General features: G+C 40.3%; 28 protein-coding genes and 1 riboswitch. Of the genes, 22 read left to right on the top strand and 6 right to left on the bottom strand.

Annotation, left to right across the window (positions count from 1 at the left end):
• Window positions 1-27 precede the first annotated feature (27 nt).
• Window positions 28-819, bottom strand: coding sequence for a bifunctional hydroxymethylpyrimidine kinase/phosphomethylpyrimidine kinase (gene thiD, locus O3599_RS03745; protein WP_000221754.1), 792 nt, complete (start codon window positions 817-819; stop codon window positions 28-30).
• An 83-nt stretch (window positions 820-902) separates the two neighbouring features.
• Window positions 903-1000, bottom strand: a riboswitch (TPP riboswitch).
• 183 nt (window positions 1001-1183) lie between these two features.
• Between thiD and O3599_RS03740 the strand changes: the two genes are divergently transcribed.
• The 5 genes from O3599_RS03740 (at window position 1184) to O3599_RS03720 (ending at window position 6608) form a co-directional block, all read left to right on the top strand.
• Window positions 1184-1579, top strand: coding sequence for a CopY/TcrY family copper transport repressor (locus tag O3599_RS03740; RefSeq protein ID WP_203213160.1), 396 nt, complete (start codon window positions 1184-1186; stop codon window positions 1577-1579).
• Window positions 1580-1589: 10 nt separating this feature from the next.
• Complete coding sequence (locus O3599_RS03735; protein WP_000932059.1) at window positions 1590-1961, top strand: cupredoxin domain-containing protein; 372 nt, start codon at window positions 1590-1592, stop codon at window positions 1959-1961.
• Between the two features lie 9 nt (window positions 1962-1970).
• Window positions 1971-4214 (top strand): heavy metal translocating P-type ATPase, encoded by a 2244-nt coding sequence (locus O3599_RS03730; RefSeq protein WP_247939100.1) that lies wholly within the window; start codon window positions 1971-1973, stop codon window positions 4212-4214.
• A gap of 212 nt (window positions 4215-4426) precedes the next feature.
• Window positions 4427-6202 carry a pyruvate oxidase gene (gene spxB / locus O3599_RS03725; protein WP_000191819.1) on the top strand — a complete coding sequence of 592 codons (1776 nt, stop codon included), beginning with the start codon at window positions 4427-4429 and terminating at the stop codon, window positions 6200-6202.
• Window positions 6203-6260: 58 nt separating this feature from the next.
• Window positions 6261-6608, top strand: a complete 348-nt coding sequence (locus O3599_RS03720; protein WP_001052638.1) for a VOC family protein — start codon at window positions 6261-6263, stop codon at window positions 6606-6608.
• A gap of 165 nt (window positions 6609-6773) precedes the next feature.
• Here O3599_RS03720 and O3599_RS03715 read toward each other — a convergent pair whose 3' ends face one another.
• On the bottom strand, window positions 6774-7118 hold the full coding sequence (locus O3599_RS03715; RefSeq protein WP_000913393.1) for a lipopolysaccharide assembly protein LapA domain-containing protein: 345 nt from the start codon (window positions 7116-7118) through the stop codon (window positions 6774-6776).
• A gap of 326 nt (window positions 7119-7444) precedes the next feature.
• On the opposite strand from O3599_RS03715, the gene O3599_RS03710 reads away from it, so the two are divergent.
• The gene (locus O3599_RS03710; protein WP_261018197.1) at window positions 7445-7705 is read left to right on the top strand and encodes an SWEET family sugar transporter; all 261 of its coding nucleotides are present in this window, start codon (window positions 7445-7447) and stop codon (window positions 7703-7705) included.
• Window positions 7706-7962: 257 nt separating this feature from the next.
• A complete protein-coding gene (gene manA / locus O3599_RS03705; protein WP_371512028.1) occupies window positions 7963-8907 on the top strand; it encodes a mannose-6-phosphate isomerase, class I in 945 nt (314 codons plus the stop codon).
• 40 nt (window positions 8908-8947) lie between these two features.
• On the opposite strand, the gene O3599_RS03700 is transcribed toward manA, so the two are convergent.
• The gene (locus O3599_RS03700; RefSeq protein ID WP_247939102.1) at window positions 8948-10288 is read right to left on the bottom strand and encodes a sodium-dependent transporter; all 1341 of its coding nucleotides are present in this window, start codon (window positions 10286-10288) and stop codon (window positions 8948-8950) included.
• 234 nt (window positions 10289-10522) lie between these two features.
• Between O3599_RS03700 and O3599_RS03695 the strand changes: the two genes are divergently transcribed.
• Window positions 10523-11263, top strand: coding sequence for a MerR family transcriptional regulator (locus tag O3599_RS03695; RefSeq protein ID WP_229294734.1), 741 nt, complete (start codon window positions 10523-10525; stop codon window positions 11261-11263).
• A 41-nt stretch (window positions 11264-11304) separates the two neighbouring features.
• On the opposite strand, the gene O3599_RS03690 is transcribed toward O3599_RS03695, so the two are convergent.
• From O3599_RS03690 to O3599_RS03680, 3 genes are read right to left on the bottom strand one after another with little or no spacing between them, the layout of a single operon-like run.
• Window positions 11305-11826 (bottom strand): DUF1697 domain-containing protein, encoded by a 522-nt coding sequence (locus O3599_RS03690; RefSeq protein ID WP_020903482.1) that lies wholly within the window; start codon window positions 11824-11826, stop codon window positions 11305-11307.
• 48 nt (window positions 11827-11874) lie between these two features.
• Window positions 11875-13047, bottom strand: a complete 1173-nt coding sequence (locus O3599_RS03685; protein WP_371512026.1) for an NAD(P)/FAD-dependent oxidoreductase — start codon at window positions 13045-13047, stop codon at window positions 11875-11877.
• A 57-nt stretch (window positions 13048-13104) separates the two neighbouring features.
• On the bottom strand, window positions 13105-13950 hold the full coding sequence (locus tag O3599_RS03680; RefSeq protein WP_024057020.1) for a DegV family protein: 846 nt from the start codon (window positions 13948-13950) through the stop codon (window positions 13105-13107).
• Window positions 13951-14074: 124 nt separating this feature from the next.
• Here O3599_RS03680 and O3599_RS03675 point away from each other — a divergent pair, with 124 nt between their 5' ends.
• From O3599_RS03675 to ftsX, 14 genes are all read left to right on the top strand, one after another.
• Window positions 14075-14632, top strand: coding sequence for a TetR/AcrR family transcriptional regulator (locus O3599_RS03675; RefSeq protein ID WP_000004136.1), 558 nt, complete (start codon window positions 14075-14077; stop codon window positions 14630-14632).
• Between the two features lie 18 nt (window positions 14633-14650).
• Window positions 14651-15118: a cytidine/deoxycytidylate deaminase family protein gene (locus tag O3599_RS03670; protein WP_023947240.1), complete on the top strand. Its 468-nt coding sequence runs from the start codon at window positions 14651-14653 to the stop codon at window positions 15116-15118.
• 89 nt (window positions 15119-15207) lie between these two features.
• A complete protein-coding gene (gene upp / locus O3599_RS03665) occupies window positions 15208-15837 on the top strand; it encodes a uracil phosphoribosyltransferase (protein WP_000515974.1) in 630 nt (209 codons plus the stop codon).
• Window positions 15838-16010: 173 nt separating this feature from the next.
• Window positions 16011-16601 carry an ATP-dependent Clp protease proteolytic subunit ClpP gene (gene clpP, locus O3599_RS03660; protein WP_000613475.1) on the top strand — a complete coding sequence of 197 codons (591 nt, stop codon included), beginning with the start codon at window positions 16011-16013 and terminating at the stop codon, window positions 16599-16601.
• A gap of 78 nt (window positions 16602-16679) precedes the next feature.
• Entirely contained in the window at window positions 16680-16955 is a 276-nt protein-coding gene (locus tag O3599_RS03655; protein ID WP_000462122.1) for a YlbG family protein, read from the top strand.
• A gap of 77 nt (window positions 16956-17032) precedes the next feature.
• Window positions 17033-18193 carry an ABC transporter substrate-binding protein gene (locus O3599_RS03650; protein WP_000726117.1) on the top strand — a complete coding sequence of 387 codons (1161 nt, stop codon included), beginning with the start codon at window positions 17033-17035 and terminating at the stop codon, window positions 18191-18193.
• Between the two features lie 220 nt (window positions 18194-18413).
• Window positions 18414-19283, top strand: coding sequence for a branched-chain amino acid ABC transporter permease (locus O3599_RS03645; protein WP_000941427.1), 870 nt, complete (start codon window positions 18414-18416; stop codon window positions 19281-19283).
• 3 nt (window positions 19284-19286) lie between these two features.
• On the top strand, window positions 19287-20243 hold the full coding sequence (locus O3599_RS03640) for a branched-chain amino acid ABC transporter permease (RefSeq protein WP_004256818.1): 957 nt from the start codon (window positions 19287-19289) through the stop codon (window positions 20241-20243).
• Complete coding sequence (locus O3599_RS03635; protein WP_001185997.1) at window positions 20243-21007, top strand: ABC transporter ATP-binding protein; 765 nt, start codon at window positions 20243-20245, stop codon at window positions 21005-21007. Before O3599_RS03640 ends, O3599_RS03635 begins: the two co-directional genes overlap by 1 nt.
• Window positions 21007-21717 (top strand): ABC transporter ATP-binding protein, encoded by a 711-nt coding sequence (locus tag O3599_RS03630; protein WP_371512023.1) that lies wholly within the window; start codon window positions 21007-21009, stop codon window positions 21715-21717. The genes O3599_RS03635 and O3599_RS03630 overlap by 1 nt, the downstream gene beginning before the upstream one ends.
• A 358-nt stretch (window positions 21718-22075) precedes the next feature.
• Window positions 22076-22732, top strand: coding sequence for a CBS domain-containing protein (locus O3599_RS03625; RefSeq protein ID WP_000268667.1), 657 nt, complete (start codon window positions 22076-22078; stop codon window positions 22730-22732).
• Between the two features lie 108 nt (window positions 22733-22840).
• A protein-coding gene (gene prfB, locus O3599_RS03620) for a peptide chain release factor 2 (protein WP_371512021.1) occupies window positions 22841-23936 on the top strand; the annotation gives its coding sequence in 2 pieces (ribosomal slippage) (window positions 22841-22912 and window positions 22914-23936; 1095 coding nt in all).
• Between the two features lie 17 nt (window positions 23937-23953).
• On the top strand, window positions 23954-24646 hold the full coding sequence (gene ftsE / locus O3599_RS03615; protein ID WP_000022269.1) for a cell division ATP-binding protein FtsE: 693 nt from the start codon (window positions 23954-23956) through the stop codon (window positions 24644-24646).
• A complete protein-coding gene (gene ftsX / locus O3599_RS03610; RefSeq protein ID WP_000625545.1) occupies window positions 24639-25565 on the top strand; it encodes a permease-like cell division protein FtsX in 927 nt (308 codons plus the stop codon). Before ftsE ends, ftsX begins: the two co-directional genes overlap by 8 nt.
• Window positions 25566-25632: the final 67 nt, after the last annotated feature.

Here is a 25632-nt window from a genome sequence, read left to right as displayed (position 1 = left end):
CCTTAAAGTAGGAACTAGAGAGTTTTTTTAATCTTTAAAGCTTGTATGGTTAACTGGGCCAGAACCATGACCGAGTTGAGGGGCGTCTTGGATGGCTTTCGTGATAAAGGCCTTGGCTTTATCGACTGCTTGATAGAGGGTTTTCCCCTTGGCTAGTTCAGCAGTAATCACTGCAGCAAAGGTACATCCAGTACCATGTGTATGACAGGTTTGAATTCGTGGACTTTCCCAGACAAATTGGTCCTCCTTGGTAAAGAGGAAATCCTTGGCACCGCCTTCGAGATGGCCTCCTTTGATGACAACAGACTGAGGACCAAATTCTTTTAAAATCAGGCGACCGGCACGCTGCATGTCTTCAGGATCATGGATTGAAAAACCAACAATCTCTTCTGCCTCAGGAAGATTGGGTGTAATAATAGTTGCAAGGGGAAGTAGATTTGTTTTTAGGTAGTCTCTGGCACTGGTATCAATCAGGGTGTCTCCGCTTGTTGCGACCATAACAGGGTCAAGGACGTAGGGACAATCCAGCTTTTTAAGATAGGGCTGGATGATCTCCATGATCTCAGTAGTTGCCAACATCCCTGTTTTTACAGCCTGAGGTGGAATATCAGAAAAGACACTCTCCAATTGGGCTTTCAACATTTGAGGAGAAACGTGCTCGATTAATTGAACACCTCTGGTATTTTGAGCGACAAGACTGGTCACAACGGCCATTCCATAGACATCTCTAGCTTGGAACGACTTTAAGTCAGCCATAATGCCAGCACCACCACTAGGGTCAGTCCCTGCAATGGTCAAAGCAACGGGTAAATAAGTCATCTAAAACCTCCCAACCAACTGAAGTTTGTATTCTTAAGAACAAGCTAGTCTGTTTTAGAAAGGCAATAGAAGACTGCTAGTCCCCATTATCATTTCCACTTCCATCAGCTAGCATTACCTAGATTGAGTCAAAGGGTCTAACAGTCGTTAATCTCAGCTTTACGCACCCCTAGTGGTTGTTTTCTTTTTTCTTTAGTATAGCATATTTTCATAGTTTATATAGTAAGATTTGACTGCAAATCCTTTATCATAGGGTTAAAATTCAATTTTTCAAAGAAAAGATTAATTTCATAGTTGACAAATGTAGATTTTAAGAGTATACTGATAATTGTAATTGACAAATGTAGATTTTGGAGGTGTGATTATGCAGATTTCAGATGCAGAATGGCAGGTCATGAAGATTATTTGGATGCAAGGAGAGCAGACTAGTACGGATTTGATCAGGGTTCTGGCAGAGCGGTTCGACTGGTCCAAGTCAACCATTCAAACTCTTTTGGCTCGTTTGGTTGAGAAAGAGTGCCTGACAAGGAAAAAAGAAGGTAAGTCCTTTGTTTATTCGGCGCTTTTAACTCTAGACCAAAGCCGAGACTTGCTTGTCCAAGATATCAAGGACAAGGTTTGTTCCCGTAGGATTAAGAACTTGTTGGCTGATTTGATTGCTGAATGTGATTTTACTAAGGCTGACTTGGAAGACTTGGAAGCTGTGATTTCTGAGAAGAAATCAAGCGCTGTAACAGAAGTAAAATGTAATTGTATGTAAAGGAGACGTCATGTTGAATATTATTGTAACAATTATTTGTATTGCCCTTATCGCGTTTATCTTGTTTTGGTTTTTCAAAAAGCCTGAAAAATCTGGACAAAAGGCCCAGCAAAAAAACGGCTACCAAGAGATTCGAGTGGAAGTCATGGGAGGCTATACGCCTGAGTTGATTATCCTCAAGAAATCAGTGCCAGCCCGCATTGTCTTTGACCGCAAAGATCCTTCACCATGTTTGGATCAGATCGTATTTCCAGACTTTGGTGTACATGCGGATCTGCCAATGGGGGAAGAGTATGTAGTGGAAATCACGCCTGAGCAGGCTGGAGAGTATGGTTTCTCTTGTGGCATGAATATGATGCACGGTAAGATGATTGTAGAATAGGAGAATGATATGACTGAAATTGTAAAAGCAAGTCTTGAAAATGGTGTTCAAAAAATCCGTATCACGGCAGACAAAGGCTACCATCCAGCTCATATACAGCTTCAAAAAGGGATTCCAGCTGAGATTACCTTTCATCGAGCAACTCCTTCAAACTGTTACAAGGAAATTCTGTTTGAAGAAGAAGGCATCTTGGAACCAATCGGCGTAGATGAGGAGAAAGTCATTCGTTTTACACCTCAAGAATTAGGTCAACATGAATTTTCTTGTGGTATGAAGATGCAAAAGGGAAGTTATACAGTTGTTGAGAAGACTCGAAAATCTCTATCACTTTTACAGCGTTTTTGGATTACTAGTATCTTTACTGTGCCTCTTGTGATTCTCATGATTGGAATGTCGACAGGAGGAATTAGTCACCAAGTCATGCGTTGGGGCACCTTTTTAGCCACAACACCGATTATGCTAGTAGCAGGTGGTCCTTATATCCAAAGTGCTTGGGCTAGTTTTAAAAAGCATAATGCCAACATGGATACCTTGGTTGCTCTTGGAACCCTAGTGGCCTACTTCTATAGCTTAGTTGCCCTCTTCGCTGGCCTCCCCGTTTACTTTGAAAGTGCTGCATTTATCTTCTTCTTCGTTCTTATGGGAGCCGTTTTTGAGGAGAAAATGCGGAAAAATACTTCCCAAGCTGTGGAGAAATTACTTGACTTGCAGGCTAAAACTGCAGAAGTCTTGCGTGAGGATAACTATGTTCAAGTCCCCTTGGAGCAAGTCAAGGTAGGTGACCTGATTCGAGTGCGTCCCGGTGAAAAGATTGCGGTTGATGGTGTCGTAGTAGAAGGTATCTCTAGTATTGATGAGTCTATGGTGACAGGTGAGAGTCTGCCTGTGGACAAGACAGTTGGAGATACCGTCATTGGTTCAACCATCAATAATAGTGGAACACTTGTTTTTAGAGCAGAAAAAGTTGGTTCAGAGACTGTTTTGGCTCAGATTGTGGATTTTGTGAAGAAAGCTCAAACCAGTCGTGCGCCGATTCAGGACTTGACGGATAAAATTTCAGGGATTTTTGTACCAGCAGTTGTCATTTTAGGGATTGTGACCTTTTGGGTTTGGTTCGTCTTGCTCAGGGATAGTGTAGTTGTGCTTGGAGCGAGCTTTGTGTCTTCGCTTCTCTATGGAGTAGCAGTTCTGATTATTGCCTGCCCTTGTGCCTTGGGACTTGCAACACCGACAGCCCTTATGGTGGGGACAGGTCGCAGTGCCAAGATGGGAGTTCTCCTCAAAAATGGAACGGTTCTACAGGAAATCCAGAAAGTCCAAACTATCGTCTTTGATAAGACCGGGACTTTGACGGAAGGGAAACCTGTGGTCACAGATATCATCGGCAACGAAGTAGAAGTGCTTGGATTGGCAGCTTCCTTGGAAGAAGCTTCTCAACACCCACTGGCTGAAGCCGTTGTGAAACGAGCGAGTGAAGCTGGACTTGAGTTTCACACTGTTGAAAATTTCCAAGCCTTGCACGGAAAAGGTGTTTCAGGGCAAATCAATGGGAAACAAGTTTTGCTTGGAAATGCTAAAATGCTGGATGGCATGAACATTTCAAGCGTTTATCAAGAAAAATTAGAAGAACTGGAAAAAGAAGCTAAGACAGTTGTGTTCTTGGCTGTTGAGAATGAAATCAAAGGCTTGCTTGCTCTGCAAGATATTCCTAAGGAAAATGCTAAGCTTGCCATCAGTCAGTTGAAAAAACGAGGTCTTAAAACAGTCATGCTGACAGGAGACAATGCTGGTGTGGCGCGTGCCATTGCCGATCAAATCGGAATCGAAGAGGTCATTGCAGGTGTCTTGCCAGAAGAAAAAGCTCATGAAATCCATAAACTACAAGCGGCTGGCAAAGTAGCCTTTGTTGGGGACGGTATCAATGACGCTCCTGCCCTTAGTGTAGCAGATGTGGGGATTGCTATGGGAGCTGGAACGGATATCGCTATCGAGTCAGCAGATTTAGTGTTGACAACCAATAACCTCCTAGGCGTGGTTCGTGCCTTTGACATGAGTAAGAAAACCTTTAATCGAATTCTGCTCAATCTTTTCTGGGCCTTTATCTACAATGTCGCCGGAATTCCGATTGCAGCAGGAGTCTTTTCAGGTGTTGGACTGGCCCTCAATCCAGAACTGGCAGGTCTAGCTATGGCCTTTAGTTCTGTATCTGTTCTGACTAGTTCACTCTTACTAAACTTTAGTAAAATAGACTAAAAGCGAGCTTGCTCGCTTTTTTATTATAAAACAGAAACTAAAAACGTTTCCAAACTGTACTGTAATAGAGAATAAAAACTTCTGAGCAGATTCTTAGTAAAGTCAAAATAAATGTGATAAATTAGTAGTGTAAAAATTTACTGAAACGTTTTCAAAAACTATATGAAACCTTTTTTAGTAGATTTAAAAATATTTGAAGGAGAGTTATCATTATGACTCAAGGGAAAATTACTGCATCTGCAGCAATGCTTAACGTATTGAAAACATGGGGCGTAGACACAATCTACGGTATCCCATCAGGAACACTCAGCTCATTGATGGACGCTTTGGCTGAAGATAAAGATATCCGCTTCTTGCAAGTTCGCCACGAAGAAACAGGTGCTCTTGCAGCGGTTATGCAAGCTAAATTCGGTGGCTCAATCGGGGTTGCAGTTGGTTCAGGTGGTCCAGGTGCGACTCACTTGATTAACGGTGTTTACGATGCAGCTATGGATAACACTCCATTCCTAGCAATCCTTGGATCACGTCCAGTTAACGAACTCAACATGGATGCTTTCCAAGAATTGAACCAAAACCCAATGTACAACGGTATCGCTGTATATAACAAACGTGTAGCTTACGCTGAGCAATTGCCAAAAGTTATTGACGAAGCTTGCCGTGCTGCAGTTTCTAAAAAAGGTCCAGCTGTTGTTGAAATCCCAGTAAACTTCGGTTTCCAAGAAATCGACGAAAACTCATACTATGGATCAGGTTCATACGAGCGTTCATTCATCGCTCCTGCTTTGAACGAAGTTGAAATCGACAAAGCTGTTGAAATCTTGAACAATGCTGAACGTCCAGTTATCTATGCTGGTTACGGTGGTGTTAAAGCTGGTGAAGTGATTACTGAATTGTCACGTAAAATCAAAGCACCAATCATCACAACTGGTAAAAACTTTGAAGCTTTCGAATGGAACTATGAAGGTTTGACAGGTTCTGCTTACCGTGTTGGTTGGAAACCAGCCAACGAAGTTGTCTTTGAAGCAGACACAGTTCTTTTCCTTGGTTCAAACTTCCCATTTGCTGAAGTTTACCAAGCATTCAAGAATACTGAAAAATTCATCCAAGTGGATATCGACCCTTACAAACTTGGTAAACGTCATGCCCTAGACGCTTCAATCCTTGGTGATGCAGGTCAAGCAGCTAAAGCTATCCTTGACAAAGTGAACCCAGTTGAATCTACTCCATGGTGGCGTGCAAACGTTAAGAACAACCAAAACTGGCGTGATTACATGAACAAAATCGAAGGTAAAACTGAGGGTGAATTGCAATTGTATCAAGTTTACAATGCAATCAACAAACATGCTGATCAAGACGCTATCTACTCAATCGACGTAGGTGACACTACTCAAACATCTACTCGTCACCTTCACATGACACCTAAGAACATGTGGCGTACATCTCCACTCTTTGCGACAATGGGTATTGCCCTTCCTGGTGGTATCGCTGCTAAGAAAGACAATCCAGATCGCCAAGTATGGAACATCATGGGTGACGGTGCATTCAACATGTGCTACCCAGACGTTATCACAAACGTTCAATACGACCTTCCAGTTATCAACGTTGTCTTCTCAAATGGTAAATATGCCTTCATCAAGGACAAATACGAAGACACAAACAAACACTTGTTTGGTTGTGACTTCCCTAATGCTGACTATGCGAAAATCGCTGAAGCTCAAGGTGCTGTAGGATTTACAGTTGACCGTATCGAAGACATCGATGCAGTTGTTGCAGAAGCTGTTAAACTCAACAAAGAAGGTAAAACTGTTGTGATCGATGCTCGCATCACTCCACACCGTCCACTTCCAGTAGAAGTACTTGAATTGGATCCAAAACTTCACTCAGAAGAAGCAATCAAAGACTTCAAGGAAAAATACGAAGCAGAAGAACTCGTACCATTCCGCCTCTTCTTGGAAGAAGAAGGATTGCAATCACGCGCAATTAAATAATTCCTTCGTGGAACTTAAAAAGATCGGAGCAATCCGGTCTTTTTATGGAGGATAGTAAATGAATTTAAATCAATTAGATATTATCGTTTCAGATGTTCCCCAAGTCTGTGCTGACTTGGAGCGTATTTTGGATAAAAAGCCCGATTATGTTGATGACAGTTTTGCTCAGTTTACGATTGGCAGTCACTGTCTGATGTTGTCCCAAAATCATTTGATTCCTTTGGAAGATTTTCAGTCAGGAATCATTCTTCATATCGAGGTTGAGGATGTAGACCAGAATTACCAACGGTTGAAAGAACTTGGTATCCAGGTTTTAAACGGACCAACTGTAACCGATTGGGGAACAGAGTCCTTATTAGTTAAAGGGCCTGCTGGTCTAGTGATTGATTTTTATCGTATGAAGTAGGTAATTCTATTATCAAATTTTTTATCTAAACATTCTTGGAGTGAAACTTAAAAAGATCGGAGCAATTCGATCTTTTTTGTATTTATGCGACTTTCAGTCCGTCTCGCTCCGTTAGGTGCGAGACAAAAAACCACCCGTTTTCACGGGTGGTTATGATTTCTACACTTATTGTTTGGCTTCCTGTTTTAATTGTTGCACCTGTTCCTCGTACTGGACAAGCTCCCTGTCTTTTATATTGATAGTCGCTTCTGCTTCAGCAATGCGGCTTCTCAGATCTTGAGTCTTGTTATGGTGATAGCTAATACCAATAGCACTACCAGCAATGATCCCGATTACTAGACAAGTAAAAATCACCAAAATCAAGGGAGCAGATAGTTGTGTAAAGACAAGACTGACAGTTACTGTTTGACGATTGAGTAGACCAAATGAGATCACAATGACTAATAAGCTCAAACCGCCAATTAGATAAGCCTTATCTTTCAGTGACAATTCATTAAATTTTTTTAGCATAAGTTCCTTTTCTCCTGACTATGTTGATAGAAAACTACACACCATTTAGGTATTAACAAAATTCATTTTACTAGAAAATTTCGATACTGTCAATAATTTCTAACGGCTTATTTACCATCAATCAATCGATTCATTGAAAAGGAGTATTCATTTTCTAATATTTGATTGAGTAAACAGAACGGAGCAATTCGGTCTTTTTTCTGTTCCCTCTTTCTTATAACAAGATTGTGATAGTTTATATCTTTATAACAAAAGTTTTAAAGACTTGATTGTTTTGAAAGAATATTTTAAAATAAGATTCAGTAAAAATGAAAGAGGTTTTGAAAATGTCTGAAAAACAAATGAAAATTTTAGGTTGGGTAGCGACCTTTATGTCTGTTATGATGTATGTATCTTACTTCCCACAAATCATGGACAATCTGGCTGGTCAAAAAGGAAATTTCATCCAGCCCTTGGTTGCAGCGATCAACTGCAGTCTATGGGTCTACTACGGTCTTTTCAAAAAAGAAAGAGATATCCCCCTTGCAGCAGCGAATGCACCAGGTATTATTTTTGGCCTAGTGACGGCTATTACAGCTTTGATTTAAAAAGAAGACTGGTTTCAGTTTTGTTCGTTTATGAAAATAGATGCTTCATTAAAGTAATTTTTGAATGAGAGTTGAGGGAAAAGTCCAGTGACAGCTAGCTTTACGAGAGTCTTTTATGTTCGTCTCTACCAAAGAAAAAAGTATATCGTTACTATTTTTATAAAATCTTCTCTCTACTTTATAAGATGTGAAAAAGAGTTCTAATGAAACTCTTTTTTTGCTATAATGAGGGGAGAAAAATCAGACAGGAGAATATGATGTCAGAACCATTATTTTTACAATCAGTTATGCAAGAAAAAATTTGGGGTGGAACCAAGCTACGTGATGAGTTTGGCTACGACATCCCAAGTGAAAAAATCGGAGAATATTGGGCCATATCAGCTCATCCAAATGGAGTTTCAAAGGTAGCCAATGGTCGTTTTGAGGGAACAGACCTGGCTACTTTATATGCGGAACACCGTGAATTGTTTGGCAACCGTCCAGAACCTGTATTTCCTCTTTTGACCAAAATCCTCGATGCCAACGACTGGCTCAGTGTTCAAGTTCATCCAGACGATGCTTACGGACTCGAGCATGAAGGCGAACTTGGAAAAACAGAGTGCTGGTACATTATCGCAGCGGACGAAGGTTCAGAAATTATCTACGGTCACAATGCCAAATCAAAAGAAGAACTCCGCCAGCAAATTGAGGACAAGAACTGGGATGCCTTGCTTACCAAAGTACCTGTTAAGGCTGGAGATTTCTTCTATGTTCCAAGTGGCACCATGCATGCTATCGGAGCAGGCATCTTGATTCTTGAAACCCAGCAGTCTAGTGACACCACCTATCGTGTCTATGACTTTGACCGTAAGGATGATAATGGTAACTTGCGTGAACTTCACCTTGAAAAATCCATTGATGTCTTGAACATTGGTGAGCCTGCAAATAGCCGTCCTGTAACTGTTAAAGCAGATGATTTGCGTTCCACTCTCCTTGTATCCAATGATTTCTTTGCAGTTTACAAGTGGGAAATTACTGGAAAAGTGGACTTCAAAAAGACAGCTGACTACAGCTTGTTGAGTGTCTTGGCTGGTCAAGGTCAGCTTACTGTTGACGGGAAAAACTATCCAATCCAAAAAGGTAGCCACTTTATCCTACCAAGTGATGTTGAAGCTTGGACTCTGGAAGGGCAAGGTTTGGAATTGATTGTTAGCCATCCATAAAAAAGAAAGGGCCTGAGTTCACTACTCAAGTCCTTTTTGATTACATAAATTGGGCGATAAAGACCACAATGATGATGATTGGGATGATAAAGCGAAGAAGGAAGAGCCAGACTTGGAAAAGTCCCTGTTTCCATGCTGTTTCATCGAGATGGAGTTCCTCCATTGCAAGAGCCTTTTTAAAGATATAGCCTGTAAAAAGTGAAAGGCAGAGAGCTCCAAATGGCATGAGGAGATTGGAAACCAAGAAGTCCATAGCGTCAAAGAAGGTCTTCCCAAAGATGTGAACATCCGCCATGACACCGTAAGATAGGGCTGAAGGAATTCCAAAGACAAAGGTCAAAATTCCTAAAATCACACTCCATTTAGCACGCTTGCTGTTGTCCTGATTGGTGATATTACCCACATTGATTTCCAGCATAACGACGGAAGAAGTGACCGTCGCAAAGAGGAAGAGCAAGAGGAAGAGGATGTAGAAAATGGTTCCAAAAGGCATCTTGTCAAAGAGTTGAGGCAAGACGATAAAGAGCAAGCTCGGCCCCCCTTCAGACTGGATATTGAAGGCTGACATGGCTGGGAAAATGGCTAGACCCGCCATGATAGATACTGAAATATTCATGGCTACGATGGAAATCCCTGACTGGACTAGATTGGTTTTCTTGTCCAAGTAAGAAGCATAGGTCAACATAGCTGTAACCCCTAGTGAGAGGGCAAAGAAAGATTGTCCCAGAGCATAGAGGAGACCAGCGCTGGTCAGCTTAGAAAAGTCTGGTTTTAGGAAGTAAAGAACCCCTTCCATGGCATTTGGCAAACTGAGAGAACGTCCGATGATGACGACAAAGATAATAAAGAGCAGGGGCATCATGACTTTCGAAGCTCTTTCAATCCCTTTTTGAACCCCACGTGATACAATAAAGATATTCAACAGGATAAAGGCTACTTGAGCTCCTAGGGCAATGGCTGGATTTGAAATGATTGAAGTAAATAACTGAGCATAATCCCCCGTTCCACCAATTTGGAACAATTTTCCAAACTCAATGCCTAGATAGACTAAAATCCAGCCCCCAATAACACTGTAAAACGATAAAAGGATAAAAAGGGCAAAGGCACCAATCCAACCGATAAAGTTGTACTTGCTATTCTTGCCCAGTTTTCCAAAGGTTTTGATAGCTGAGACACCAGCGCTTCGGCCGAGGGCAAATTCTGCAAGCAAAAGGGGGAAACCGATTAGAATAGTGGAGATGAGAAAGACCAGTAAAAAGCCTCCTCCACCGTTAGCAGCAGTCATATAAGGGAATTTCCAAACGGCACCAAGTCCGATGGCTGAACCAGCAGATGCTAGAATAAAGCCCAGTTTAGAACCCCATTGAGATTTTTCAGACATAGTTAAACTCCTAAAATTAGTATTACAAAAGAAAAAGCTACTGCCCTTGGCAACTAGCCTCATAAGTACTCAAAATGAGCGTTTCTTTTGATTGATAGACTTGACTATCCTATCATGTTTTATAAGGTCTGTCAAGAAAACCATTTTCATGTTATGATAAAGTAAAAAATTTCGCAAAAACGCTTGACTCTGACCTAAGGGGAGGGGTTATACTATCATTGTAAGGAGGAAATCATGTACCATATAAAAGAAGCTGCGCAGCTTTCGGGCGTCTCTGTTAAGACCCTACACCACTACGATAAGATAGGACTTTTGGTTCCTTTAAAGTCGGAAAACGGTTATCGAACCTACAGTCAGGAGGATTTGGAACGCCTTCAGGTCATTCTTTACTACAAATATCTAGGTTTTTCTTTAGAAAAAATAGCAGAGCTGTTAAAGGAAGATAAATCAGATTTATTGCCTCACTTGACTAGACAGTTGGACTATTTGACTCGAGAAAGGCAACATCTGGATACCTTGATTTCCACCTTGCAAAAAACCATTCAAGAACAAAAAGGAGAAAGAGAAATGAGCATTCAAGAGAAATTCGCAGGATTTAACTATCAAGACCATCAAAAATACCACCAAGAGGCGGTAGAGAAGTATGGACAAGATGTGATGGACCAAGCGCTGGAGCGCCAAAAAGGTCACGAAGACGAAGCTACGGCTGCCTTCAATCAAGTCTTTCGAGCCTTGTCACAAAATCTTCAAGCTGGTCTACCTGTAACAGCAACCGAAAATCAAGAAGAAGCCGCTAAACTCTTGCAAGCCATCCGTACTTATGGATTTGACTGCTCTATTGAGGTATTTGGTTATATCGGTAAAGGCTACGTCTACAACCCAGAATTTAAGGAAAACATTGACAAATTTGGACCTGGAACAGCCCAGTACACATCAGATGTGATTGCCTATTATGTCCAAACTCAGACAAAATAAAATCGGAGGAGCATTCTTCCGATTTTTACTAAATTCAAGCACTACTTGCTTAATAATTTTTCTACTACATTTAGTTTTCGCATGGTCAAATCTACATTAAAAAGCTTTTCAAGATAGTTGGTACTGAGCTTTTTTCGTTTTGCAGTTCTAGGGAGATAGAGGTAAAGACAATGGTTACCGATACAAATTTCTTCTTCACCGTAATCAATTTTCAATTTTTCTAAAGGGAGACTTTGAATAGATTCTTGATAAAAAATCACATGTATACGGTCATAAAGATAGTGTTCTCCAAACGGGTTTTCTTGGACAATTTTTTTAAAATCACTTTTGTTCTTGATAACCATTTTTAAGTCGGCCCCAATTTTTTCCTTTATCAGAGTATGAACACATTCTCGTATTTCTTCTAAATCTAAATCACTTTCAAGAATGATATTCCCACTTTGAATATAGGTTCGAACTTGTTGAAAACCGGCTTCTGTTAAGATATCTACTAGATAAGACATTTTAGGGATAGCATTTTTTCCATTAGGAGTAACTCCCCTTAACAAGATAATATGTTCCAAAGGACTTCCTTTCTTTTGGGGCTGATTTAGCCATTAAATAATTCAGATTTAGATTGGGTTTGATCCCGCCACCCAACCAGTACAGAGGGCAGAAGTGATGTTAAACCCACCCGTGTGGGCATTGATATCCAGTACCTCGCCAGCAAAGTGGAGTCCAGGTACCAGCTTACTTTCTAGAGTTTTGGGATTGATTTCCTTGAGACTGACGCCCCCTTTGGTAACAAAGGACTTGGCAAGGGACATTTTACCAGTTACAGGAATTTTAAGTCCCTTGATAGACTGGACAAGTTGTTCGCGTTCCTTTTCAGTCAGTTGTTTGACTTTGTCAGGATAGCCTGGCACAAAAAATTCTGCCAAGCGTTCTGGAAGTAAAGTTTTTAAGGCATTTTTTAGAGATTTTTCCCGATTTTCTTCTAGAAATGTAGCCAAGTCTTTCTCAGAAAGTTGAGGTAGAACATCCAGTGAGAGAACCTCTCCGCCCTTGACAAAGCTGGACATACGCAGAGCAGCAGGGCCTGACAAACCAAAGTGGGTAAAGAGCAAATCGTGAGTGATGACATGCTTACCATAGCTTAGGGTCACATCGTCCAATGAAATTCCTTGTAAGGCCTTGTGTGGAAAATCTGTCAACAAAGGACTTTCAGTGGCTTCAAGATCGGTAATGGTATGCTTAAAATGACGGGCAATCTCGTGACCAAAACCAGTCGAACCAGTAGAGGGATAGGATTTCCCACCAGTTGTGACAATGAGTTTCTCACAAGTGAAGGTTTGGTCTGCGGACTTAAGGACAAACTGGTCGTCTATCTTTTTAACCGAAACAATCTCCGTTTGAGTAGCAACTCGACCACCGAGTTCAGTGATTTTCTTTTCCAAGGCCTCGATAATGGTCCGAGACTTGTCACTAGCAGGAAAGACGCGTCCGTGGTCTTCGACCTTAAGTTTAACACCATTTTCTGTAAAAAAATTAATGATATCATGGTTATCAAATTGGGAGAAGACACTGTAGAGAAAGCGCCCATTTCCAGGGATGCCAGCTAGTAGGTCATCTAGAGTTCCGTTGTTGGTTACATTGCAACGTCCCCCACCAGTACCAGCTAATTTTTTTCCAAGTTTCCGATTTTTTTCGATGAGGAGGGTTTTCTGTCCATAAAAGCTACTGGAAATCGTAGCCATCATACCAGCAGGACCTCCACCAATGACGATAGTATCAAAATGTTTCATAGCTCTATTGTACCACAAAAAAACAAGAGATGAAGTCACCTCTTGTCAAGAATGCAATTAATCAATTTCATACCCCATCAGCAAACCACCATCTTCTGCATAAAAACTGCAGAGACCAGATGTTGGGAGAATTTTAATATCCGCCTGTGGGAAGGTTTCACGTATTCGGTCTGAAAGCTGTTGGCAACATTTCTCGTTATTACGTTGGGCCATGACAATACGGCCACCAGCATATCCAGCTTTAATGATTTCATCATAGGCAGCTTGAACTGATTTCTTTGGTCCTCGTGCTTTTTGTAGCAATTCGAGAGTTCCAGTTTCACTAGCTTCTCCGACCATACGGATATTGAGAAGGCCAACGACCGTACCGATAAGCTTGCTCAAACGGCCGTTCTTCACCAAGTTATCGACTTTAGCTAGGACAAAAAGTAACTTGGTTTTTTCTTGATAGGCGGTGATAGCTTCAACCACTTCTTCAAAAGATAAGCCCTGGTCGATCAAGTCATTCACTTTTTCTACGAGCAAGTCAACTTCCCCACCAGCAGACAAACTATCAATTATATGAATTTTAGTATCAGGATGTTCTTCCAGATAAATATTTTTTGCTAGTTGAGCACTATTGTGGCTTCCAGAAAGAGTACCAGTGATGGTTACTAGGAAAATGTTTTTGGCTCCTTCAAATGCTCGCAAATAATCATCTGGGCTTGGACAAGCTGATTTTGAAGCTTCTGCAGTTGCATACATGGTTTCCATCATTTGGTCAATGTCAAGACTGGCATCATCAACAAAGACCTGATCAGCTACTTGAATGGTTAAGGGCACACTTACAAAGGTCGTGTCAATAGCTGGTCTTGCCAGCTGACGATAATCACAACCAGAGTCAGCAATAATCTTCCAAGTCATAGAAATTCTCCATCTTTGTCAGTTATACATTGACAAAGGTTCTGTCTTTTTTTACAATTATATCATGAAAGCCCTTGAAACAAAAGCCTCATCCGTCTGTTGTGACAAGTAGAAAGAAAATGTTATGTCTGAACGTAGAATCTCTGAAAAGTCTCTTGAAAATCTCAGAAAATCAAACCAAGAATCCAATTTATTAACTAGAGAAGCCATCGAAACAGCCCTCTTGCAACTCTTGGAAAAAAAGGACCTGACCAAGATTAGTATTTCTGAATTGGTCAAACGTGCAGGCGTTTCTCGTGCGGCCTTTTATCGCAATTATGATTCCAAAGAGGAGATTTTAGAAAGCGTATTTAAACGAACTGTCCACAATATTATGGAACAGTTGCATCATTATGATTTAAAGACAGACCTTTATCTGGTCTGGGTTCACCTTTTCCGAGAAGCAAGAAAGGAAGCCAGAGTGATTCAACTTGCCTTAGATTACCATCTGGAAAAAATCTTTGTCCAAGCCATGCAGGAGTTTCTGGAAAAATACCATGGAAAATCAAAAGGTGTCAGCTCTTATCTTCATTCCTTCTGGAGTTCAGCCATCGTCTCAGTCCTTTTAAAATGGATCAAGGATGGCATGAAGGTACCTGCTGAAAAGATTGCAGATTTACGGTTACCATTTTTTAAAAAATAGAGAAAAAGGAGAAGAGATATGACTGAAGAAAGACTAGCATGGGATGAGTATTTTGCAGCCCAAGCTCTACTAATTGCCAATCGTTCCACTTGTAAACGTGCCAAAGTGGGCGCAATTCTGGTAAAGGATAATAAGGTTATTTCAACTGGTTACAATGGTTCAGTGTCAGGAACCGAGCATTGTATTGACCACGAATGTCTGGTCATTGAAGGCCACTGTGTTCGCACCCTTCACGCTGAGGTCAATGCTATCCTTCAAGGTGCAGAACGTGGTGTTCCTAAAGGCTTTACAGCCTATGTAACCCATTTTCCTTGTCTGAATTGTACCAAACAATTGCTTCAGGTCGGTTGTAAGCGTGTGGTTTATATCAACCAGTACCGAATGGACGACTACGCCCAATACCTTTATCAAGAAAAGGGAACAGAATTGACTCATTTACCACTTGAGACAGTACAGACAGCTCTTAAAGAGGCTGATTTAATGTGAAAAATTATCAAAAATAAATGGTTTAGAAAGATTTTTAAACCGTTTTTTGGTATAATAAGAAGAATAAATTGAAAGAAGGAATTCCAAAAATGGGAAAAATTGAAGTTATTAATCATCCACTGATTCAACACAAATTGTCAATCTTGCGTCGTACAGATACTTCTACAAAAGCTTTTCGTGAGCTAGTAGATGAGATTGCAATGTTGATGGGGTATGAAGTACTTCGTGATCTTCCACTAGAAGATGTAGAAATCGAAACACCAATCACAAAAACAGTTCAAAAACAATTGGCAGGTAAGAAATTGGCTATCGTTCCAATCTTGCGTGCAGGTATCGGGATGGTGGATGGACTTTTGAGCTTGGTTCCAGCTGCTAAAGTTGGCCACATTGGTATGTACCGTGATGAAGAAACGCTTCAACCAGTTGAGTACTTGGTGAAATTACCTGAAGATATTGACCAACGTCAAATTTTTGTGGTAGACCCAATGTTGGCAACAGGTGGATCAGCAATCTTGGCTGTTGACTCTCTTAAAAAACGTGGTGCATCAAATATCAAATTTGTCTGCCTTGTATCTGCTCCAGAAGGTGTTAAAGCCCTTCAAGAAGCTCATCCAGATGTAGAAATCTTTACAGCAGCCTTGGATGAACGCTTGAACGAACACGGTTATATCGTTCCAGGTCTTGGAGATGCTGGAGACCGCTTGTTCGGTACGAAATAAGATCGAAAAGAAGAATGACTTGGAAAAGAAGCTCCAGTCACGAAAGGAGGTTGAATTTTTGTTTCTGTCTGATGAAAACAGAGCAAAAATTTGACCTTTTTTGACCAAGATATTATAATAGTCTTATCTTCAGTCATTTGACCAACAAAATTAAAACTCAAAAGGAGAAATAAATGATTCCTGTAGTTATTGAACAAACAAGCCGTGGAGAACGTTCTTACGATATTTACTCACGTCTTCTCAAAGACCGCATCATTATGCTGACAGGCCCAGTTGAAGACAATATGGCTAACTCTGTTATTGCCCAATTGCTTTTCTTAGATGCCCAAGATAGTACAAAAGATATTTACCTTTATGTCAATACACCTGGTGGTTCCGTTTCAGCTGGTTTGGCAATCGTTGATACCATGAACTTTATCAAGGCCGATGTCCAAACCATTGTTATGGGAATGGCAGCATCTATGGGGACGGTCATTGCATCAAGTGGAGCAAAAGGCAAACGTTTCATGCTTCCAAATGCAGAGTATATGATCCACCAACCAATGGGTGGTACAGGTGGAGGTACTCAGCAAACCGATATGGCGATCGCTGCAGAACACTTGCTTAAAACTCGTAATACTTTGGAAAAAATCTTGGCTGAAAATTCAGGTCAGTCAATCGAAAAAGTCCATGCAGATGCAGAACGAGATAACTGGATGAGCGCCCAGGAAACACTTGAATATGGCTTTATTGATGAAATCATGGCCAACAATTCATTGAATTAATGGTGATAGAAGGCAAACTCGACTGGGTTTGCTTTTTTTGGTATAATAGGGAGAGATTTCTTAGAAAGAGGATTTATCATGTTTGAAAAAGTCAATCGATCTGGCTTGATTATCTATCTTTACTATAATCGTGATGCCAAAAAACTGCAGGATTATGGAGATATTACCTATCATTCCAAGAAACATCGTTACTTACAGCTTTATGTTCCAACTCAAGAAGTGGAGCAATTGGTCGGGCGCTTGGGCAAGGAAAAATTTATAAAAAAAGTTAGAGTTTGTCATATCCAAGAGTTGGAAACACCCTTTGTGGGCAATCTTTATCGAGAGGAAAACGTTATCATCGAAAAAGTCTAAGAAAAGTGTTGACAATTTTCTGATAATTCGGTATATTCTTAACATGCTATTTATTTAAGAATAAGGAGACAAAAAAGATGAAGAAAAAATTTGCCCTATCGTTTGTGGCGCTTGCAAGTGTAGCACTTCTTGCAGCCTGTGGAGAAGTGAAGTCTGGAGCGTCAAACGCTGCTGGTAATTCAGTAGATGAAAAGACAATCAAAATTGGATTTAACTTTGAAGAAACTGGTGCCGTAGCAGCCTACGGTACATCTGAACAAAAAGGTGCCCAACTTGCCGTTGATGAAATCAATGCTGCAGGTGGTATCGATGGAAAACAAATCGAAGTAGTCGATAAAGATAACAAGTCTGAAACAGCTGAGGCGGCTTCAGTAACAACTAACCTTGTAACCCAATCTAAAGTATCAGCAATCGTAGGACCTGCGACATCTGGTGCAACTGCAGCTGCGGTAGCTAACGCTACAAAAGCAGGTGTTCCATTGATTTCGCCAAGTGCGACTCAAGATGGATTGACTAAAGGTCAAGATTACCTCTTTATCGGAACTTTCCAAGATAGCTTCCAAGGAAAAATTATCTCAAACTATGTTTCTGAAAAATTGCAAGCTAAGAAAGTTGTTCTTTACACTGATAATGCTAGCGACTATGCTAAAGGTATTGCCAAAGCCTTCCGTGAAGCTTACAAAGGTGAAATCGTTGCAGATGAAACTTTCGTAGCAGGTGACACAGACTTCCAAGCAGCCCTTACAAAAATGAAAGGGAAAGATTTTGATGCTATCATCGTTCCTGGTTACTACACTGAAGCTGGTAAAATTGTAAACCAAGCGCGTGGTATGGGAATTGACAAACCAATCGTTGGTGGTGATGGATTCAACGGTGAAGAGTTTGTACAACAAGCAACTCCTGAAAAAGCATCAAACATCTACTTTATCTCAGGCTTCTCAACTACTGTAGAAGTTTCAGCTAAAGCAAAAGCTTTCCTTGATGCTTACCGTGCTAAGTACAACGAAGAGCCTTCAACATTTGCAGCCTTGGCTTATGACTCAGTTCACCTTGTAGCAAACGCAGCAAAAGGTGCTAAAAACTCTGGCGAAATCAAGGATAACCTTGCTAAAACAAAAGATTTTGAAGGTGTAACTGGTCAAACAAGCTTCGATGCAGACCACAACACAGTCAAAACTGCTTACATGATGACCATGAACAATGGTAAGGTTGAAGCAGCAGAAGTTGTAAAACCATAATAGAAAATGTTGAAATAGGGAATGAGCCTTTGACTCACTCCCTGTTTCGATGTTTAATACTCTTCAAAAATCAAATTCAAACTGCGTCAACGTCGCCTTGCCGTACTCAAGTACAGCCTGTGGCTAGTTTCCTAGTTTGCTCTTTGATTTTTATTGAGTATAAGAACTTATAAAAAGTGAGGGAAAACCCTCGAAATTATAAATAGAAAGAGTGAATCTTATGCTCCAACAACTAGTAAATGGTTTGATTCTAGGTAGTGTTTATGCGCTGTTAGCCCTAGGATATACCATGGTTTACGGAATTATCAAGCTCATCAACTTCGCCCACGGTGATATTTATATGATGGGAGCCTTTATCGGTTATTTCTTGATTAATTCTTTCCAAATGAATTTCTTTGTAGCTCTTATTGTAGCTATGTTAGCGACAGCCATTCTTGGTGTCGTGATTGAGTTCCTTGCTTACCGACCTTTGCGTCACTCTACTCGTATTGCTGTTTTGATTACAGCTATTGGGGTTTCTTTCCTATTGGAATATGGGATGGTCTATCTGGTTGGTGCTAATACCCGTGCCTTCCCTCAAGCGATTCAAACAGTTCGCTATGATTTGGGACCAGTTAGCCTAACAAACGTGCAGTTAATGATTTTGGCCATTTCCTTGATTTTGATGATTTTGTTACAAGTCATTGTCCAAAAGACTAAGATGGGGAAAGCCATGCGTGCAGTATCCGTAGATAGCGATGCGGCGCAATTGATGGGGATCAATGTAAACCGTACTATCAGCTTTACCTTCGCTTTGGGGTCAGCTCTTGCGGGTGCGGCTGGTGTTCTGATTGCCCTCTATTATAACTCTCTTGAGCCTTTGATGGGAGTTACTCCAGGTCTTAAATCTTTCGTTGCCGCAGTACTTGGTGGTATCGGAATTATTCCTGGTGCAGCTCTTGGTGGTTTTGTGATTGGTCTATTGGAAACCTTTGCGACAGCCTTTGGAATGTCAGACTTCCGTGATGCTATTGTTTATGGAATCTTGTTGTTGATCTTGATTGTCCGCCCAGCTGGTATCCTTGGTAAAAATGTGAAAGAGAAGGTGTAAACGATGAAAGAAAATTTAAAAGTTAATATTCTATGGTTACTCCTTTTGTTAGCTGGCTATGGCTTGATTAGTGTATTGGTTTCAGTCGGAGTACTCAATCTATTCTATGTACAGATTTTACAACAAATCGGAATTAATATTATTCTGGCTGTTGGTCTCAACTTAATCGTTGGTTTTTCAGGCCAATTTTCACTTGGTCATGCTGGTTTCATGGCGATTGGTGCCTATGCCGCTGCTATTATTGGTTCTAAATCACCAACCTACGGTGCCTTCTTTGGAGCCATGCTGTTAGGTGCTTTGCTTTCAGGAGCAGTTGCCTTGCTTGTCGGAATTCCAACCTTACGCTTGAAGGGGGATTACCTTGCGGTAGCAACTCTCGGTGTTTCTGAAATTATCCGTATCTTTATCATCAATGGTGGAAGCCTTACAAATGGTGCAGCAGGTATCTTGGGAATTCCTAACTTTACAACCTGGCAAATGGTTTACTTCTTTGTCGTGATTACAACCATTGCAACCTTGAACTTTTTGCGTAGTCCAATTGGTCGTTCAACTCTCTCTGTTCGTGAGGATGAAATCGCTGCTGAGTCAGTTGGGGTTAATACGACTAAGATTAAAATCATCGCCTTCGTCTTTGGTGCTATTACTGCAAGTATTGCAGGGTCACTTCAGGCAGGATTTATCGGTTCAGTTGTACCGAAAGATTACACTTTCATCAACTCAATCAACGTTTTGATCATTGTTGTCTTTGGTGGACTTGGTTCCATTACAGGTGCTATTGTTTCAGCTATTGTTCTTGGAATTTTGAATATGCTTCTCCAAGATGTTGCTAGTGTGCGTATGATTATTTATGCTTTGGCCTTGGTATTGGTAATGATTTTCAGACCAGGTGGACTACTTGGGACATGGGAATTGAGCCTATCACGTTTCTTTAAAAAATCTAAGAAGGAGGAACAAAACTAATGGCATTACTTGAAGTAAAACAGTTAACCAAACATTTTGGCGGTCTAACAGCTGTTGGAGATGTGACTCTTGAATTGAACGAAGGGGAATTGGTTGGACTAATCGGTCCAAATGGAGCTGGTAAAACCACCCTTTTCAATCTCTTGACAGGTGTTTATGAACCAAGTGAGGGAACAGTAACACTAGATGGTCACCTTTTGAATGGAAAGTCACCTTATAAGATTGCTTCTTTGGGACTTGGACGTACATTCCAAAATATCCGTCTCTTTAAAGATTTAACAGTTTTGGACAATGTTTTGATTGCTTTTGGCAACCATCACAAACAACATGTTTTTGCTAGTTTCTTACGCTTACCAGCTTTTTACAAGAGTGAAAAAGAATTAAAGGCTAAGGCTTTGGAATTGTTGAAAATCTTTGATTTAGATGGTGATGCAGAAACTCTTGCTAAAAATCTTGCCTACGGACAACAACGTCGTTTGGAAATTGTTCGTGCTCTCGCTACGGAACCTAAAATTCTCTTTTTAGATGAACCAGCAGCAGGTATGAACCCACAGGAAACAGCCGAATTGACTGAGTTAATTCGTCGTATCAAAGATGAATTTAAGATTACGATCATGCTGATTGAACACGATATGAATCTGGTCATGGAAGTGACAGAACGTATCTACGTACTTGAATATGGTCGTTTGATTGCTCAGGGAACTCCAGACGAAATTAAGACCAATAAACGCGTTATCGAAGCTTATCTAGGAGGTGAAGCCTAATGTCTATGTTAAAAGTTGATAATCTTTCTGTGCATTACGGTATGATCCAAGCAGTCCGTGATGTAAGCTTTGAAGTAAATGAAGGAGAGGTTGTTTCCCTTATCGGTGCCAATGGTGCAGGTAAGACAACCATTCTCCGTACCTTGTCTGGTTTGGTTAGACCGAGTTCAGGAAAGATTGAATTTTTAGGTCAAGAAATCCAAAAAATGCCAGCTCAAAAAATCGTGGCAGGTGGTCTTTCACAAGTTCCAGAAGGACGCCACGTCTTTCCTGGCTTAACTGTTATGGAAAATCTTGAAATGGGAGCTTTCTTAAAGAAAAACCGTGAAGAAAATCAAGCCAACTTGAAGAAAGTTTTCTCATGCTTTCCTCGTCTTGAAGAACGGAAGAACCAAGATGCAGCTACTCTTTCAGGGGGAGAACAGCAAATGCTTGCCATGGGACGCGCCCTCATGTCAACACCAAAACTTCTTCTTTTAGATGAACCATCAATGGGACTTGCCCCAATCTTTATCCAAGAGATTTTTGATATCATTCAAGACATCCAGAAACAAGGAACAACCGTCCTCTTGATTGAACAAAATGCCAATAAAGCACTCGCAATCTCTGACCGAGGCTATGTATTGGAAACAGGGAAAATCGTTCTATCAGGAACAGGAAAAGAACTCGCTTCATCAGAAGAAGTCAGAAAAGCATATCTAGGTGGCTAAAAAGGTCCGGGGGACCTTTTTAGTCGGCGGATGAAGATTGCGAAGCAATTATCAAATCCACTGGATTGTTTTAGTCGGTGGATGAGGATTACGAAGTAATCATCATTATAGTCCAGGGGATCTTTTTAGTTGACAGATATAGATTGTAAAGCAATCTTTATCTACATTAAAAGGTTAATTTCTAATAATTGAAAAAATCGAATGAAATGTATCTTACCTTCATTCAGAGAGCTCTATTTCAGAGCTCTTTTTGCTAGCTTATTCATACTTTTCTGAATTTTGAAAAAGAAATGTAAGCGTTTGATAGATTTGCAAAAAGATTGTATAATAGGGATAAGAATAGAAAAGGAGAAGTCTCATGGCAGTTAAAGATTTTATGACCCGCAAGGTAGTTTATATTAGTCCAGATACAACAGTATCTCATGCAGCAGATTTAATGAGAGAGCAAGGATTGCACCGCTTGCCTGTTATCGAAAATGATCAATTAGTTGGTTTGGTGACTGAGGGAACCATTGCACAAGCAAGTCCATCAAAAGCAACAAGTCTTTCTATCTATGAGATGAATTATCTTCTAAATAAGACAAAAGTAAAAGATGTCATGATTCGCGATGTTGTCACTGTTTCAGGCTATGCGAGTCTAGAGGATGCAACTTATCTGATGTTGAAAAATAAGATTGGTATTCTTCCTGTCGTTGATAACCATCAAGTATACGGAGTTATTACGGATCGTGATGTTTTCCAAGCCTTTCTTGAAATTGCTGGTTATGGTGAGGAAGGAATTCGTGTGCGCTTTGTTACGGAAAACGAAGTTGGCGTTCTTGGAAAAATTATTTCTTTGATTGTAGAAGAAAATTTGAATATCTCGCATACAGTCAATATTCCGCGTAAGGATGGTAAGGTCATTATCGAAGTTCAAATCGATGGATCAATTGATTTACCAGCCTTGAAAGAAAAATTTGAATCAGAGAATATTCAAGTAGAAGAGATTACTCGTACTTCAGCAAAAGTCTTGTAAGAAGGGAAGCCGAAAGGCTTCTTTTTACGTGTAATAAGGGATTAGAGCAAAAGATGGAAAGAAATGATAAAATATGCTATAATGAAATAATGTAAAAAAGGAGTATTTATGGACATTTCAGAAATTCGTCAGAAAATTGACGCAAATCGTGAAAAATTAGCTTCTTTCAGGGGGTCTCTTTGACCTCGAAGGTTTAGAGGAAGAGATTGCCATCTTGGAAAACAAGATGACAGAACCTGATTTTTGGAACGATAATATCGCGGCCCAAAAAACGTCGCAAGAATTAAATGAATTAAAAAACACCTATAACACCTTTCACAAAATGGAAGAGTTGCAGGATGAAGTTGAAATTTTATTAGACTTTTTAGTTGAAGATGAGTCGGTACATGAAGAATTGGTTGAACAGTTGTCAGAACTTGATAAGATGATGACCAGTTACGAGATGACCTTGCTCTTGTCAGAACCTTATGACCATAATAATGCCATCTTGGAAATCCATCCAGGATCCGGTGGTACTGAGGCTCAGGACTGGGGTGATATGTTGCTTCGTATGTACACTCGCTATGGAAATGCTAAAGGCTTTAAAGTGGAAGTATTGGATTACCAAGCAGGAGATGAAGCTGGTATCAAGTCAGTAACCTTATCTTTTGAAGGACCTAATGCCTATGGTCTTCTCAAGTCAGAAATGGGTGTACACCGTTTGGTACGAATTTCACCATTTGACTCTGCTAAACGTCGCCACACCTCTTTCACATCTGTAGAAGTGATGCCAGAATTGGATGATACTATTGAAGTAGAAATCCGTGAAGATGATATCAAGATGGATACTTTCCGTTCAGGTGGTGCTGGTGGACAAAACGTCAACAAGGTTTCCACAGGTGTGCGTTTGACACACATTCCTACGGGAACTGTCGTTCAGTCAACAGTCGATCGTACCCAGTATGGAAATAGAGATCGTGCCATGAAGATGTTGCAGGCTAAGCTCTATCAAATGGAGCAGGAGAAGAAAGCTGCGGAAGTCGATTCCCTCAAGGGTGAGAAAAAGGAAATCACATGGGGAAGTCAAATTCGTTCTTATGTTTTCACGCCATATACTATGGTAAAAGACCATCGAACTAACTTTGAAGTTGCACAAGTAGATAAGGTTATGGATGGAGACCTAGATGGTTTTATTGATGCCTATCTCAAGTGGAGAATCAGCTAAGATAGAAAGGAACTCACATGTCAATTATTGAAATGAGAGATGTCGTCAAAAAATACGACAACGGAACGACTGCCCTACGTGGTGTTTCGGTAAGCGTTCAACCAGGGGAATTTGTTTACATCGTAGGACCTTCAGGAGCTGGGAAATCAACCTTTATTCGTTCTTTGTATCGCGAAGTAAAAATCGAAAAAGGAAGCTTATCTGTTGCTGGTTTTAATCTGGTTAAAATTAAAAAGAAAGATGTTCCTCTCCTACGTCGTAGTGTTGGGGTTGTCTTCCAAGATTATAAACTGTTACCAAAGAAAACCGTTTATGAAAATATTGCTTATGCAATGGAGGTAATTGGAGAAAGTCGCCGTAATATCAAAAAACGTGTGATGGAAGTCTTAGACTTGGTTGGATTGAAGCATAAGGTTCGTTCTTTCCCAAATGAACTTTCAGGGGGAGAACAGCAACGGATTGCAATTGCACGTGCCATTGTAAACAATCCAAAAGTATTGATTGCGGACGAACCAACAGGAAACTTGGACCCAGATAATTCATGGGAAATTATGAACTTGCTGGAACGCATCAATCTCCAAGGTACAACTGTCTTGATGGCTACCCACAACAGTCAGATTGTAAATACCTTGCGCCACCGTGTCATTGCCATTGAAAATGGCCGTGTCGTTCGTGACGAAGCTAAAGGAGAATATGGATACGATGATTAGTAGATTTTTTCGTCATTTATTTGAATCGTTAAAAAGTTTGAAACGAAATGGCTGGATGACAGTAGCTGCTGTTAGTTCAGTTATGATTACTTTGACCTTGGTTGCAATATTTGCATCTGTTATCTTTAATACGGCTAAACTAGCTACAGATATTGAAAATAATGTTCGAGTAATGGTATACATTCGTAAGGACGTAGCTGATAATAGTGAGACCATTGAAAAAGAAGGTCAAACTGTTACAAATAACGACTACCATAAGGTATATGATGCTTTGAAAGGTATGTCAACCGTTAAAAGTGTTACGTTTTCAAGTAAAGAAGAACAATATGAAAAGTTGACAGAAACAATGGGGGACAACTGGAAAATCTTTGAGGGCGATGCCAATCCACTCTATGATGCATATATCGTTGATACAAATACACCAAGTGATGTAAAGACGGTAGCAGAAGAGGCTAAGAAAATCGAAGGTGTATCAGAAGTTCAAGATGGTGGTGCTAATACAGAACGCTTGTTTAAGTTAGCTTCATTTATTCGTGTCTGGGGACTAGTTATCGCTGGATTATTGATTTTCATTGCGGTGTTCTTGATTTCTAATACTATACGTATCACCATCATTTCACGAAGCCGTGAAATTCAAATCATGCGTTTAGTAGGTGCTAAGAACGGCTATATCCGCGGACCTTTCTTGCTTGAAGGTGCCTTCATCGGTTTGCTTGGAGCAACCCTTCCATCAGTTTTGGTATTTATTGTCTATAAAATGGTTTACCAATCGGTTAATAAGTCATTGGTTGGTCAGAACCTTTCAATGATATCACCAGAAGTATTCAGTCCACTGATGATTGCCTTATTATTTGTGATTGGAATTTTTATCGGTTCAATCGGATCAGGAATTTCAATGCGCCGATTCCTGAAAATCTAAAATAAAATAGAAGTATATTTGAGGAGATTTTAATATCTCCTTTTTTACTACAAAAATTTTAGAAAAA

This window comes from Streptococcus sp. 27098_8_103 (assembly GCF_041432345.1).
GTDB lineage: Bacteria > Bacillota > Bacilli > Lactobacillales > Streptococcaceae > Streptococcus > Streptococcus mitis_BV.
This window is presented reverse-complemented; position numbering and strand designations above follow the sequence as displayed.